Genomic DNA, 11,663 nt, shown 5'->3' with positions numbered 1-11,663 from the left:
CTGAGAAAGTAATGTCTGTGAGCGTCCCCACCATCGTCGTCCACCGCAGCGCCGACGTCTTGGCCAAGGCGGTGGCCGCACGGATCATCACCCGCCTGGTCGACGTGCAGTCGGCCAAGGGCTCGGCCTCGATCGTCCTGACCGGCGGCACCGTCGGCGTCGCCACGCTGGCCGCCATCGCGGCGACGCCCGCCCGCGATGCCGTCGACTGGCGGCGTCTGGACATCTGGTGGGGGGACGAACGTTTCCTGCCCTCCGGCGACAAGGAGCGCAACGAGACCGGAGCCCGCGAGGCCCTGCTCGACCAGGTGGACGTGGCCCCGGAGCGGGTCCACGTCATGCGCGGCCCCGACTCGGGCATGACGGCCGAGGAATCGGCCGACGCCTACGCCGCCGAGCTGGAGGCCGCCGCCCGTCCCGAGGACCACGGCCCGGTGCCGAACTTCGACGTGATGCTGCTCGGGATGGGCCCGGACGCGCACGTGGCCTCGCTGTTCCCGGGCATGCCGGCCCTGTACGACACCCGCCCGGTGGTGGCCGTCCATGGCTCCCCCAAGCCGCCCCCCACCCGCATCTCCCTGACGCTGCCCGCCATCCAGGCGGCGCGGGAAGTGTGGGTGGTGGCGGCCGGCGAGGAGAAGTCCGGCGCCGTCCGCCTGGCCCTGTCCCACTCGGGCCCCGTCCAGGTGCCCGCCGCGGGCGCCCGCGGGCGCGGGCGGACGTTGTTCCTGCTGGATCGCGCCGCGGCCGGGAAGATCCCGCCGGAGCTGGGGCGGCCGGCGTCTCCGTGAGTCATTTGCCGGGCGGCGCTACAAGCGCGTGCCGCAGGCCGTGGCGGAACTGCTGACGAGCCTGGAGCGCCTGGTCAGCCTGGGATGGTCACCGAGCTCACGTCCTCGCCAGCAGGGCGTCGATTTCTGCGAGCATAGCCCGCTTGCGGTTTTCTGCCATATATGAGGCGCGCACACCGTTGCGGGCGAACTGGGCAAGTTCGCTCTTGCCGAAGCCGAAGGCCTCCGCCGCGACCCGGTACTCGTCGGCCAGCGTGGTGGCGAACATGGGTGGGTCGTCGCTGTTGAGCGTGACGTACAGGCCCTCCTCCAGCATCCGGGGCAGCGGATGGTCCTCGATGCGGGTGATCTGGCCCGTGCACACATTGGAGGTGGGGCAGACATCCAGGGGGAGCTGGGTGTCGCGCAGGTGGGCGACCAGGCGGGGGTCGGTAAGGCAGTTGATGCCGTGGCCGATGCGCTCGGCGCCGTAGCCCTCGATGACCTCCCAGATCGTCTCGGGGCCGGACATCTCGCCACCGTGCGGAACGCTGTGCAGACCGGCGGCGCGGGCGGCGGAGAACGCGGAGCGGTAGGCGTCGCGATATTTCGGGCGTTCTTGTTCGATACCGCCGATGCCGAAACCTACCAGCGCGGCGGGAGGTTCCTGGAGGGAGTGCTCGATGGTGATCTTGGCGGCCTCCTCGCCGTACTCGCCGGGGATATCGAAGATGTACGCCATTTCCACGCCATGGTCGGCCAGCGAGCGGCGGGCGGCCAGGTCGAGGGCCTCGGTGACCTCGCGCATGGGCATGCCGACGACGTGATGGGCGTACGGCGTGACCTGCAGCTCCACGTAGCGGGCGCCCTGGGGCGCGAGGTCACGGGCCAGGCCGAGCACCAGGGTCGCCACGTCCTCCGGCTCGCGTACCAGCTGGTTGAGGGCTCGGTACACCCGAGCGAAGTGCGGGAAGTCGCGGAAGGTGTAGAAGCGGCGCAGTTCTTCCTCGGTCGAGGGGACGCCGCCGCCGGGGTGGCGGCGTGACAACTCCAGGACGGTGGTGATGGAGGCGGAGCCGACCAGGTGGACGTGGAGCTCGACCTTGGGAAGCGCGCGAATGAAGGCGTCGGTGGAGGCGTCGATGGTGGTCATGGCGACGACCCTAGGTCGCATGTCTCCGCTTTTCATAGCCTGAGCGCCGAAATCTCACAGCAAAGTGTTAAATTACATGTTTGGGTTACGCTAGGTCTGTGATCAACGCCGAAGCGTACGACCGCGGCTTCGCCCAGCTGAGCTCCCACACCGTCGGCCCCCTGCTCGAGCGCGCACACGCCGCCCGCCTGCTCGACGTCGGCTGCGGCACCGGCGTGGTGACCGCCGCGGCGCTCGCCTTAGGGGCGGAGGTCACCGCGGTAGACGCCGATCCGCACATGGTGGAGCTGGCCGCACGACGCCACCCGTACGCCACGATCCGGCAGGCCGCGCTGCCCGACCTGCCGTTCGAGGACGGGGGATTCGACGCCGTGGCGGGAAATTTCGTCATCAACCACGTGCCGAACACGAGTGAGGCGCTCCGGGAGCTGCACCGGGTGCTGCGTCCGGGCGGGGCGATCGCCCTGACGTGGTGGAAGGCCGACGAGATGACGGCCACGAACGTCTTCACGGAGGCCATCGAGGCGGCCGAGGTGTCGTACGAGCCGCCGCCCCGCCCGTTCACCGCCAACGACACGCCGGACCGCTTCGCCGCGCTGCTTATGAGCGCGGAGTTCGAGGAGGCGGCCGTGGAGACCATCCGGTGGCGGCACCGGGTGGATCTCGGGGCCTGGTGGACGGACATCGTGGAGGCGGGCGGGCCGCGGTTCGCGGTGATCTCCAGTCAGCCGCCGGAGATCGTCGCGCGTATCAAGGGGCACTACACGCGCCTCGCGGCCCCGTACGAGCGCGACGGCTTCCCCGTGTGCGCCTACCTGGCCCACGCCACGCGCAGCCCGGGTTAGGACCGGCTCCCAGCCGGCCCAGCAGTCGAGCGGTCCCCAGCGGCCCTGCCCAGCCCGCCGACCGAGCGGTCACCCTCCCGCTAGCCCGACCAGGCGGTCACCACCGGCAGCAGCACCCGGTCAACGGACTCCGCGACGAAAGCCTCGTCGAGCGGCGGTCCGTTGAAGATCAAGCGGTGCCACACGAGAGCCTCCGCGATCGCGAACAGCCGCGCGGGATCCACGGCCCCGGCCAGCTCTCCCCGCTCCACCGCCTGGTCGAGCAGCGTCTTGACGTCGCCCAGGTCCTTGGCCTGCATGTGCGTGCGCAGTGTGCGCGCCAGCTCCTGGTTGGACACCAGCGTCGAGGACAGCCCGATGACCAGCGTGTGCTTGCGCTCCACCACCTGGCACAGGCTGCGGAAGATGGCCGCCAGATCGCCGCGGAGTGAGCCGGTGTCCTGCCCGAGCGGCGGATCCATGTCGAATCGCCGGCAGATGACGTCCACGACCAGCTCAGGCTTGCCCGCCCAGCGCCGGTAGATGGTGGCCTTGCTGGCCTTGGCCCGCTTGGCGATCTGGTCGACCGTCATGCGGTCGTAGCCGACCTCCGACAGCAGCTCCATCGTGGCGTCGAGGATGGCCCTGTCACGCTCAGGGTCGAGTGGAGCCACGTACACGTCCTTCTAGCTATAGGTGATCTCTTCGAATCGTACGCCCGTCAGCTCGGTGGACACGTCCCACAGCCGCCGTGCGAGCTCTTCTGACCTGGCGGTCTCCGACGGCGTGAGGATCTTGAGCTTGGGGCCCACGAACTCGCCGCCGCGGATGGCGGGCGAGGTGGCCGCGTACAGGGAGGGGTGGGCGCCCTGCTCGGCCGATTGGAAGAACAGGCCGAAGAGGGGCTGCAGCGGCCCCAGCTTGACGATGTTCGTGGCGGTGGTGCCCGGGTGGCTGGCGGCGGAGATCAGGCCCGCACCGGCCTTCTCGGCACGCCGCTGCAGCTCCAGGGTGAAGAGCAGGTTGGCCAGCTTGGACCGGCCGTACGCGCCGAAGCGGCTGTATCCGCGTTCCAGCCCCAGATCGTCGAAGTCGATCTTGCCCATGTCGTGCGCGCTGCTGGAGACCGTCACCACCCGCGCGCCCGCGCGGGCGAGCAGCTTCGGCAGCAGCAGGCCCGTGAGCGCGAAGTGTCCCAGGTGGTTGGTGCCGAACTGCAGCTCGAAGCCGTCCTTGGTCTCCCGCCTGGGGGTCATGCCGATGCCCGCGTTGTTGACGAGCAGGTCCACCTCGGCGACGCCGGCGGCGAACTCCCGCACGGAAGCCAGGTCGGCCAGGTCGAGGCGGGCGTACTCGACCCGTGCACCGGGCACGTCGCTCAGGATCCGCGTGACCGCGGCGCCGCCCTTTTCGGCCGAGCGTGCGGCCACGACGACACGCGCGCCGTGCCGGGCCAGCTCGAGCGCGGTCGGCAGGCCGATGCCGCTGTTGGCGCCGGTCACGACGGCTGTCTTGCCGGTCAGGTCCGGCATGGAGGCGGGGGTCCACGCAGTCATCGCCACTCCGATCCAGATGTGTACGAAACCGTTTCGTACACCATAGCCTAACGATCCAGCCGCTGCCGCGCGTGCCGCTCCTCGCGCCGCGCCACCTCAAGCCGCTTCCTGCTGCCGTCGAGCTCTTTGCGTGCCTCGGCCAGCATCCGCTCCAGCGTGGCGACCTTCTCGGCGCGCTCGTCGTACTCCGTGGTCGCCGTCTCCAGCGCGGCGCGCCACTCCCGGTGCGCGGCCTCGGCCTCCTGACGCTCCTTGGCCTTCCTGGCCTCGGCCTGCTCGCGTTCCCTGGCCTTGTCCGCCTCCTCCTCGGCGGTGGGCTTCTTCCTCCTGGAGGGGCGCTCTCGCGGGATCGGGGCGGGCGCGAAGCCGCTGTAGCTGAGCGGCTTGGCCAGCTGGCCGCGACGTACCTGATCGGCCGCGTCGGCGTCGACGACGGCGGCGTCGAGAGTCTGGTCGACCTCGGCGGCCGCCGCCGCGGAAAGGTCGCCGGACTGCCTGATGAGCCTGCTCAGCCTGCCGGTGACCGCGTTGCGGCGCTGGGTCAGCTCGGCCAGGGCGTCGGCGTCCTGCTCCTGCCAGGCCGCACGCAGCCGCTCCCCCACGTCGAGCAGCGCGGCCAGCTCCTCCGGGTGCTCGCGAGCGGCCTTGTTCACGGCCCAGGCGGACACCGTGGGCTTGCGGAATTTCGCGATGTCGCGCGAGAGCCGTACGTCGCCCGCGTCCTTGGCCGCGCGGGCCTCGGCCTCGCGGGCGGCGGTGAACTCCGGCGGCGGGAGCGCGTAAAGGCGGTCGGCCACCTCGTCAAGATCCACACAAGACAAATACCCCACATGGCCGGGTTTGTAGCGCATAGTGGAGGCAGCCCCAGTCGAACGGAGGCTCCCGTGTTCGAACGCTTCACCGACCGCGCGCGCCGGGTCGTCGTCCTCGCTCAGGAGGAGGCCCGGATGATGAACCACGGATACATCGGCACGGAACACATCCTGCTCGGCCTCATCCACGAGGGCGAAGGCCTGGCGGCCCTGGTGCTCGACGGCTGCGGCGTGGAGCTGGAGCACGTACGTGCCTTCGTCGAGCGCGAGACCGGCCACGACGGCAAGCCGCCGAGCGGGCACATCCCGTTCACACCCCGGGCCAAAAAGGTCCTGGAGCTGTCGCTGCGCGAGGCTCTCCAGCTACGCCACAACTACATCGGCACCGAGCACATCCTGCTCGGGCTGATCAGGGAGGGCGAGGGGCTGGCCGCGCAGGCGCTCGCGGACGCCGGTGCAGACCTGGTCGACGTACGGCAGCGCCTGCTCGACCGCGTCGGCCGCGGGTCCAAGGAGCGCCCGAGCGAGGTGTTCTTCACCGGCGGATCCATGCTGGGCGAGCGGCTCATGCGGATCGAGGAGAGCCTGGAGCGCATCGAGCGTCATCTGGGCGTCCAGCGGCCCAAGGGCAATCCCGGGGACCGGCGGGACGACGACGAGGAAGGCGTCGGCTAGGCCCGCCGGTCGGCAGAGGCCAGCGCGCCGACGGGGAGCCGGGCCTCGACCACGCCGGGGTCCTCGGTGTAGCCGAGCGTGGCGCCCAGGGAGACCAGCAGCCTGCGCATCCTGGCGTTGTCGGACAGCATGGTGGCCCTGACCTCGGCGTACCCGAGATCGCGGGCTGCCGCGACCAGCATCCTGGCCATGGCCGTGCCCAGGCCGAGCCCCTGCCAGCGGTCCTCGACCAGGAACGCCATCTCGGCGATGCCCGGGTCGGGGGTGAACATCAGGTTGGCCATCGCCACGACCTGCCCATCGTGCCCGGCGACCAGCGAATATCCCTGGCTCCTGTCGCACAGGCGGTCGAACATGCGGGCCGGCAGCGCGGGCATCGAGGTGAAGTAGCGGAACCTGCGCGACTCCGGCGAGCACCTGTCGTGCAGGTCGCGTACGGCCTCCCGGTAAATCGAGGTGAGCGGGCGGACCGTGACCTCGGCGCCGTCGCCCAGCTTGACCGCACGCTCGCCGCCACTCTGTTCGACGGCCGGCTGGGCCAGCCTGGCGAAGGAGGCGGCCCTGGCCGCCTCGGTCAGCGTGAAGGGCAGGTCGGCGCGGCGCAGGCGGACCGCGCGCCGGGCGGCCACGGGTACGACGAGCTGGGTCGGGTCAGGAAGATCACTCACCGCTTCACCATAGATCCACCGGGCGTCGTCCGCGCGCAGCAGCTCGGCCAGCAGCTCGGGCAGCCGCCAGGGCATCGAGCGCAGCCTGGAGGCCAGCAGCAGGGCCCTGGTGGGCTCGTCGGTCAGTTCGTGGGCGGTGGCCGGGACCACCTGGACGCGGCGGCCGCCGGCCGCCTCCAGGGCCTCGCGCACGGTCTCGGGATTGGCGGGGATGTCGGCGACGAACTCGTCAACGGTTCCGTCGGTGTCGGACTGCACGCTCAGGCCGAGGATGTTGCCGCCCCTGTCGGCGAGGGCCGAGGCGAGGGAGGCCAGCCGCCCGGGCCGCTCGTCCACCGTGGTGCGGATGCGCAAGAATCCCATGTCCATCAGCATGCCGGGGAGCTGTTACGCCTCGGCTAACGACGTGTTTCATCGGGGAATGAACCTATGTATCCGGATATTGCCCGAGGATGGTTGATTTTCCCGCTTGCTCCGCCACGGCCCCGAGAGGCGCACCACGACCCCCACGCCCCGTACCGCATCGATCACGAATTTCGTCGTGAGATGCGGTCCTGTGTCCGGATATAGCAGGATACGGGGGCATGAGCGTGCGTGTTCCCTTGTCGTCAGAGTTCGTGAACGGCGACGTGTCCTTCTGGTACCGATCGGCCGGCGTGCCCGCCCCAGGCCCCAGGCTCAACGGCGACCTGGAGGCGGACGTGGCGATCGTCGGCGCCGGCTACACGGGCCTGTGGACCGCGTATTACCTCAAGCGAGCCCGCCCTTCCCTGCGGGTCGTGCTGCTGGAGCAAGAGTTCGCCGGATTCGGCGCCTCCGGCCGCAACGGCGGCTGGCTGACCGGCGACCTGGCCGGCTCGCACGAACGCTACGGCGCGGGCGCGCGGCGCCTGCAGCGCGAGATGTACGCCTCGATCGACGAGGTCATCGCGGTCTGCGAGGCGGAGGGCATCGACTGCGACCTGATCAAGGGCGGCGTCGTGAACGTGGCCCGGACCCCCGCCCAGGCCGCCAGGCTGCGTGAGTCGGTCTCGGCGGCCCGCGCGTGGGGCATCGATGAGCCCGATCTGCGGCTGGTGGACCCGGCGGAGCACGTACGGGTGGACGGGGCGCTGGCCGCCTCCTGGAGCCCGCACTGTGCCCGCATCCAGCCCGCCAAGCTGGCGCGCGGCCTGGCGAGGACCGTACGCGACCTCGGCGTGCCCCTTTACGAGCGCACGCCGGTTACGGAGATCGTCCCGCACCGGGCGGTCACCCCGTACGGCACCGTGACGGCCGGGCACGTGATCCGCGCGACGGAGGGCTTCACCGCCCGCCTGCGCGGCCTGCGCCGCCAGTGGCTCCCCATGAACAGCTCCATGATCGTCACCGAGCCTTTGCCGCCGTCGTTCTGGGACGAGGTCGGCTGGCGGGGCGCCGAACTGCTCGGGGACATGGCGCACTACTACATGTACGCCCAGCGCACCGCCGACGACCGCATCGCCTTCGGCGGCCGCGGCCGCCCCTACCTGTACGGCTCCCGCGTCGACGCCCGCGGCCACACCCACGAGTGGACCGTGGAGGCGCTGTGGCAGTTGCTCACCGAGTTCTTCCCGGCCGCCCGCTCCTCGTCGGTCGCGCACGCCTGGTCGGGCGTGCTGGGCGTGCCGCGCGACTGGTGCTCGACGGTCCACGTGGACCCCGCCACGGGCCTGGGCTGGGCGGGTGGCTACACCGGCCACGGCGTCACCACCACCAACCTGGCCGGCCGCACGCTCCGCGACCTGATCCTGGGCGATGAGACGGAGCTGACGTCCCTGCCGTGGGTGGGCCGCAAGGTCCGCCCGTGGGAGCCGGAGCCGCTGCGCTGGCTCGGCGTGCACACGATGTACCGCCTGTACCGGGTCGCCGACCACCGGGAGCGCGCCATGCCCCGCACCTCGGCCCTCGCCCGTTTCGCCGACCTCATCACCGGTCACTGATCATCTGACCTCAAAGGAGATCTTGATGAACATTCTCTTCCGAGGAGGCCGCGTCTTCACTCCTGCAGGCGTCCGGCAGGCGGCCGTACTGGTGAGCGACGGCGTGATCGCCGCCGTGGGCCCCGAGGCCGAGCTGGCCCGTCAGGCACCGGCCCATGACACGGTGGACCTGGCCGGCGGCCTGCTGACGCCGGGCTTCACGGACGCGCACATCCACCCGGTGCAGGCGGGCTTGGAACGGGCGAAGTGCGATCTGTCCGAGCTTTTCGGCCTGGACGCATACGTAGCCAAGATCGCCGACTATGCCACGAAAAATCGCGATAAAGAGTGGATTGATGGCGGCGGCTGGGACATGTCGGCGTTCCCGAACGGCCTTCCCCACCGCGACCACCTCGACTTCCTCGATCGCCCGGCCTACCTGATCCAGCGTGACCACCACGCCGCCTGGGTCAACACCCGCGCCCTCGACCTGGCCGGGATCACGAAGGACACCCCCGACCCGGTGGACGGCCGCATCGAGCGCGACCCCGACGGCACGCCCACCGGCGTCCTGCACGAGGGCGCCATGGACCTGGTCGGCCTGCTCACCCCCCGCCCGACCGCCCAGGACCTGGAGAACGCGCTGGAGGACGCGCAGCGGCATCTGTTCTCGCTGGGCATCACAGGCTGGCAGGACGCCATCGTGGGCTCGTACGCGGGCTCCCACGACCAACTGCCCACCTACCTGTCCGCGGCCCGCTCAGGGCGGCTGAGGGCACGCGTGACAGGCGCCCTGTGGTGGGACCGGACGCGCGGCCTGGACCAACTCGGCGACCTGGTCGAGCGCCGGGCCGCGGCCGAGGGCCTCGACCGCTTCAAGGCCACCTCTGTCAAGATCATGCAGGACGGCATCACGGAGAACTTCACGGCCGCGACGCTGGAGCCGTACTGCCTGTGCGGGGGCACGGGCCTGTCGTACGTGGACCCGTACAAGCTGAAGGAGTACGTCGCCGAGCTGGACCGGCTCGGCTTCCAGGTCCACTTCCACGCGATCGGCGAGCGGGCCGTGCGCGAGGCTCTGGACAGCTTCGAGGGCACGAACCCGGCCAACCGGCACCACATCGCCCACCTGCAGATCATCGAGCCCTCGGACGTGCCGCGGTTCGCCGCCCTGGGCGTCACGGCCAACCTGCAGCCGCTGTGGGCCACCCACCACGCCCAGATGGACGAGTTGACGCTGCCGTACCTGGGCGAGCCGCGCTCGTCGTGGCAGTACCCGTTCAAGGACCTGCTCGACCACGGCACGCGTTTCTGCGCCGGCAGCGACTGGCCGGTCTCGGACGCCGACCCGCTGCAGGGCATGCACGTGGCGGTGAATCGCACGGAGCCGGGCGGCTCGATCCACGCCGGCTATCCGACCGCGCAGACGCCGTTCCTGGCCGGCCAGCGCATCGACCTGGCCACCGCCATGGCCGCGTACACCTCCGGCTCCGCCTGGATCAACCGCTCCCCCGCCGGGGCGATCGAGCCCGGCCGACCCGCCGACCTGGCGGTCCTGGACCGCGACCCGTTCGCGCTGCCACCGGAGGACATCTGGACGACGCGGGCGCGCATGACGTTCGTGGACGGCGAGCCGGTTCATCAAAGCCCCTGACGAAACGGCGAAGGGCCCCGGACATCCGCCCGGGGCCCTTCGCCGTCAGCCGACTACCAGGGGGACTTGTTGGCGCGAAGGCGCTCCAGTGCCTCCTCGAGGATCGCCTTGCCGTCCTTGTCGCTCCTGCGCTCCTTCACGTACGCAAGGTGCGTCTTGTACGGCTCGTTCTTCGGCGGGGCAGGCGGGGCCTCCTCGTCTTGTCCGGCTGGGAGGCCACAACGTGGGCAGTCCCACAGCTCGGGGACCGCCGCGTCACTGGCGAAACTGGGGCGCGTCTCGTGCATGTTGGCGCACCAGAACGAGACCCGCACTCGCGGAGCCGCCTCGCCACGCTCGGCCTCCCCCATAGGGCCGGCGCCGACTCGGCTGCCACGGATCGCGTTGCCACTACCCACGGATGAACTCCTCGCTCGATCGCCCCGCGCAGGAACACGGGGGGAGAATCACTGTCACGCGTTTGACTTTGTTGGCTCAGGGCCTCATGAGCAGGCCGAGAGCGATGATGCAGACGAACCAGACCGTGCCCGTGATAACGGTCAGCCGGTCGAGGTTGCGCTCCACCACCGAGGAACCACCGAAGTTCGACGAGAAACCGCCGCCGAACATGTCAGACAGGCCACCACCCTTACCCTTGTGGAGCAGGACGAGCAGGATCATGAGAAGGCTCGCCAGGATGAGGGCGATGGAGATTCCGATTTCCACGGTATGTCTGTTCCTTCAATGCTCTGTTACGCGTGACGATTCAAACTTGCCTCTTGAGGGTACGACCTGTTGTCAAGTCGCACCCCCAGAACGACTCAGTTAGCCTGGCATTTCGGGGAACCGGCAGATCTTGGCGTACTCACCTGCATCGATGCTGGCGCCGCCCACCAGCGCGCCGTCGACGTCCGCCTGTGCCATGATCCCTGCGATATTGCCTGACTTGACCGAGCCTCCGTAAAGGATACGGACTGCCGAGGCCACTTCGGAGTCGTAGAGCTCAGCGAGTCTGACTCGCAGCGCCCCGCAGACCTCCTGGGCGTCCTCAGGGGTGGCCACCTCGCCGGTGCCGATCGCCCACACCGGCTCGTAGGCCACCACTATCGATTTTGCCTGCTCCGCCGAGATCTTGCGCAGCGCTCCGTCGAGTTGGCCGAAACAGTGCGCGATGTGACCGCCCTCTTGGCGGACCTCCAGCCGCTCGCCCACGCACAGGATCGGCGTGAGCGAGTGCCTGTAAGCGGCCTGGACCTTGGCGTTGACCAGATCGTCGTCCTCACCGTGGTATTGCCGCCGCTCGGAGTGGCCGACCACGACGTAGGTGCAGCCCAGCTTGGCCAGCATGGCGCCGGAGATCTCACCGGTGTAGGCACCGCCGTCGTGCTGGGACAGGTCCTGGGCGCCGTACACGATCCTGAGCTTGTCGCCGTCCACGAGGGTCTGGACGCTGCGCAGGTCGGTGTAAGGGGGCAGGACGGCGACCTCGACCTTGTCGAAGTCCTTGTCGTTGAGTGCGAAGGCCAGCTTCTGGACGAGCGCGATGGCCTCGAGATGGTTGAGGTTCATCTTCCAGTTGCCGGCGATGAGCGGCTTGCGCGTGCTCATTGGTCGCTCACCACTTCTTTCGCT

General features: G+C 69.9%; 12 protein-coding genes and 1 pseudogene. 5 read left to right on the top strand and 8 right to left on the bottom strand.

All coding sequences use genetic code 11. The features are described from left to right. Positions 1-17 precede the first annotated feature (17 nt). Complete coding sequence (gene pgl, locus ACTWPT_RS48290) at positions 18-791, top strand: 6-phosphogluconolactonase (RefSeq protein ID WP_443184286.1); 774 nt, start codon at positions 18-20, stop codon at positions 789-791. 97 nt (positions 792-888) lie between these two features. Here pgl and add read toward each other — a convergent pair whose 3' ends face one another. Further along, on the bottom strand, positions 889-1,923 hold the full coding sequence (add, locus tag ACTWPT_RS48285) for an adenosine deaminase (RefSeq protein WP_443184285.1): 1,035 nt from the start codon (positions 1,921-1,923) through the stop codon (positions 889-891). Between the two features lie 98 nt (positions 1,924-2,021). Between add and ACTWPT_RS48280 the strand changes: the two genes are divergently transcribed. Next, positions 2,022-2,768: a class I SAM-dependent methyltransferase gene (locus ACTWPT_RS48280; protein WP_443184284.1), complete on the top strand. Its 747-nt coding sequence runs from the start codon at positions 2,022-2,024 to the stop codon at positions 2,766-2,768. Between the two features lie 80 nt (positions 2,769-2,848). Here the strand turns inward: ACTWPT_RS48280 and ACTWPT_RS48275 are convergent, their stop codons facing one another. Genes ACTWPT_RS48275 through ACTWPT_RS48265 form a run of 3 tightly spaced genes read right to left on the bottom strand, consistent with a single transcriptional unit; the run spans position 2,849 to position 5,115 of the window. Beyond that, entirely contained in the window at positions 2,849-3,421 is a 573-nt protein-coding gene (locus ACTWPT_RS48275) for a TetR/AcrR family transcriptional regulator (RefSeq protein WP_443184283.1), read from the bottom strand. Between the two features lie 12 nt (positions 3,422-3,433). Next, complete coding sequence (locus ACTWPT_RS48270) at positions 3,434-4,303, bottom strand: oxidoreductase (RefSeq protein ID WP_443184282.1); 870 nt, start codon at positions 4,301-4,303, stop codon at positions 3,434-3,436. A gap of 47 nt (positions 4,304-4,350) precedes the next feature. Beyond that, positions 4,351-5,115, bottom strand: coding sequence for a hypothetical protein (locus ACTWPT_RS48265; RefSeq protein WP_443184281.1), 765 nt, complete (start codon positions 5,113-5,115; stop codon positions 4,351-4,353). Positions 5,116-5,187: 72 nt separating this feature from the next. Here ACTWPT_RS48265 and ACTWPT_RS48260 point away from each other — a divergent pair. Further along, positions 5,188-5,604, top strand: a pseudogene (locus ACTWPT_RS48260) (Clp protease N-terminal domain-containing protein); the annotation flags it as partial. 182 nt (positions 5,605-5,786) lie between these two features. Here ACTWPT_RS48260 and ACTWPT_RS48255 read toward each other — a convergent pair. Continuing rightward, entirely contained in the window at positions 5,787-6,821 is a 1,035-nt protein-coding gene (locus ACTWPT_RS48255) for a GNAT family N-acetyltransferase (protein ID WP_443184280.1), read from the bottom strand. 221 nt (positions 6,822-7,042) lie between these two features. On the opposite strand from ACTWPT_RS48255, the gene ACTWPT_RS48250 reads away from it, so the two are divergent. Together ACTWPT_RS48250 and ACTWPT_RS48245 are read left to right on the top strand one after the other, a co-directional pair. Continuing rightward, positions 7,043-8,419, top strand: a complete 1,377-nt coding sequence (locus ACTWPT_RS48250; protein ID WP_443184279.1) for an NAD(P)/FAD-dependent oxidoreductase — start codon at positions 7,043-7,045, stop codon at positions 8,417-8,419. 25 nt (positions 8,420-8,444) lie between these two features. After that, on the top strand, positions 8,445-10,052 hold the full coding sequence (locus ACTWPT_RS48245) for an amidohydrolase (RefSeq protein WP_443184278.1): 1,608 nt from the start codon (positions 8,445-8,447) through the stop codon (positions 10,050-10,052). A gap of 53 nt (positions 10,053-10,105) precedes the next feature. Here ACTWPT_RS48245 and ACTWPT_RS48240 read toward each other — a convergent pair whose 3' ends face one another. The 3 genes from ACTWPT_RS48240 to tpiA form a co-directional block, all read right to left on the bottom strand. Further along, the gene (locus ACTWPT_RS48240; protein ID WP_127934367.1) at positions 10,106-10,450 is read right to left on the bottom strand and encodes an RNA polymerase-binding protein RbpA; all 345 of its coding nucleotides are present in this window, start codon (positions 10,448-10,450) and stop codon (positions 10,106-10,108) included. Positions 10,451-10,526: 76 nt separating this feature from the next. Next, a complete protein-coding gene (gene secG, locus ACTWPT_RS48235) occupies positions 10,527-10,757 on the bottom strand; it encodes a preprotein translocase subunit SecG (protein ID WP_103961759.1) in 231 nt (76 codons plus the stop codon). A gap of 99 nt (positions 10,758-10,856) precedes the next feature. Then, positions 10,857-11,639, bottom strand: coding sequence for a triose-phosphate isomerase (gene tpiA / locus ACTWPT_RS48230; RefSeq protein WP_443184277.1), 783 nt, complete (start codon positions 11,637-11,639; stop codon positions 10,857-10,859). Between the last annotated feature and the right edge of the window lie 24 nt (positions 11,640-11,663).

Source organism: Nonomuraea sp. 3N208 (assembly GCF_052245935.1).
Lineage (GTDB): Bacteria > Actinomycetota > Actinomycetes > Streptosporangiales > Streptosporangiaceae > Nonomuraea.
The sequence above is the reverse complement of the archived record's forward strand: the minus strand, read 5'-3'. Positions and strand labels throughout refer to the sequence as shown.

What these genes read in the sequence shown, in the direction of transcription:
- tpiA (WP_443184277.1), bottom strand. Translation starts at nt 11,639, where the DNA reads ATGAGCACGCGCAAGCCGCTCATCGCCGGCAACTGGAAGATGAACCTC.
- ACTWPT_RS48245 (WP_443184278.1), top strand. Translation starts at nt 8,445, where the DNA reads ATGAACATTCTCTTCCGAGGAGGCCGCGTCTTCACTCCTGCAGGCGTC.
- ACTWPT_RS48255 (WP_443184280.1), bottom strand. Translation starts at nt 6,821, where the DNA reads ATGGGATTCTTGCGCATCCGCACCACGGTGGACGAGCGGCCCGGGCGG.
- ACTWPT_RS48270 (WP_443184282.1), bottom strand. Translation starts at nt 4,303, where the DNA reads ATGACTGCGTGGACCCCCGCCTCCATGCCGGACCTGACCGGCAAGACA.
- add (WP_443184285.1), bottom strand. Translation starts at nt 1,923, where the DNA reads ATGACCACCATCGACGCCTCCACCGACGCCTTCATTCGCGCGCTTCCC.
- ACTWPT_RS48250 (WP_443184279.1), top strand. Translation starts at nt 7,043, where the DNA reads ATGAGCGTGCGTGTTCCCTTGTCGTCAGAGTTCGTGAACGGCGACGTG.